The sequence below is a fragment of the Polycladomyces subterraneus genome (assembly GCF_030433435.1).
GTDB lineage: Bacteria > Bacillota > Bacilli > Thermoactinomycetales > JIR-001 > Polycladomyces > Polycladomyces subterraneus.
Genome location: NZ_JANRHH010000048.1, coordinates 1 through 1,264 on the forward strand (window position 1 = coordinate 1; position 1,264 = coordinate 1,264).

Here is a 1,264-nt window from a genome sequence, read left to right on the forward strand (position 1 = left end):
CCGTGTGGAGTGTCAAAAGAGGGTGGCCGTATTCCCACGAGCGACCTTTGACTTGCCGAAAGAGGAGAGAGAGAGGGAATACATTTCACCCGTAATTAAGAATGTGGTTCCACCACTCTGTCAGCAATATCTCCCCTTCCCACGGAGGGGTTTTTTTGTATCCGGATGTCCGTGTGCACCGTTCATGAAAAACGGGGGGATTTTCGATAGAATGGAGGAGGATGTGAAGGAGGGAAACCGATGAGCCAACGAGTGGCCTGGGTTACGGGTGGCGCTACCGGTCTCGGGGTGATGATCGCCAAAGGACTGGCCGAGGATGGCTATCATATCGCGATCAACTACCGAAAGAGCAAGGAAGCTGCTGAAAGATTGGTATCCGAGATTGAATCGGTCGGGCGGGAAGCGATGGCGATTCAGGGTGACGTGAGCCGCGTGGAGGATGTGAGGCGCATGTCGCGGGCGATTCTGGAGCGATGGGGGCGGATCGACGTACTTGTTTGCACGGCGGGACCGTTTTTGTTTCGTCACATTCGCCTCACGGATCTCACGGACGACGAATGGCGGGAGATGGTGGACGGCAATTTGTCCGGCGTCTTCTATTGCTCCCGAGAAGTAATCCCCCACATGCGCAAGCAGCATTTCGGTCGCATTATCACGTTTGGCTTTCCCGACGTGCAAAATGCACCGTCATGGCCGGGGGTGTCTGCCTATGCGGCAGCCAAGGCGGGTGTCGTCTCCTTGACGCGGTCGTTGGCCGAGGAAGAAGCCCCCTATGGCATCACGGTCAATATGGTTTGTCCCGGCGATATCCGTCATCCCTACAAGGAAGCACCCATCGCCGCTGCACGAGGAAAAAAGGAACCCCGCAACCCGGTGGGGCGTCCGGGCACGGGGGAAGATGTGGCGCGGGTGGTTCGGTTTTTGGCACACCCGGATTCGGATTTTATCACCGGAGGTGTGATTCCAGTCACGGGAGGCTTCGATAACCGGGATTTTCGTTTCAATCCGTCATGACGGGAGCATTATCGGTTGGCATTGAACTTTGTTGATCTAACTGACAACGAAAGGGTAGAAAATTACGTTATAATAGAATGGTAAATCCAAATGAAATAATCAGCCCAAATGGGATGATCAACGGTCGAACAGCCGACCCAGTCCGAACCACAGTAACGAACCTACTAGTCCAATCACGCAACCGATCCAGCCGTACAGTTGCCATAGAAAGAGCGTCACCGCCAACCCGACCCATCCCGTCAAGCGACAG

1 protein-coding gene is annotated in these 1,264 nt (G+C 54.8%); it reads left to right on the forward strand.

The annotated features are described in order from the left end of the window. Window positions 1-240: 240 nt before the first annotated feature. Window positions 241-1,014 (forward strand): SDR family oxidoreductase, encoded by a 774-nt coding sequence (locus tag NWF35_RS14150; RefSeq protein WP_301239976.1) that lies wholly within the window; start codon window positions 241-243, stop codon window positions 1,012-1,014. Window positions 1,015-1,264: the final 250 nt, after the last annotated feature.

Bases quoted from the DNA above. Each gene is read 5' to 3' on its own strand.
- NWF35_RS14150 (WP_301239976.1), top strand. From the start codon at position 241: ATGAGCCAACGAGTGGCCTGGGTTACGGGTGGCGCTACCGGTCTCGGG.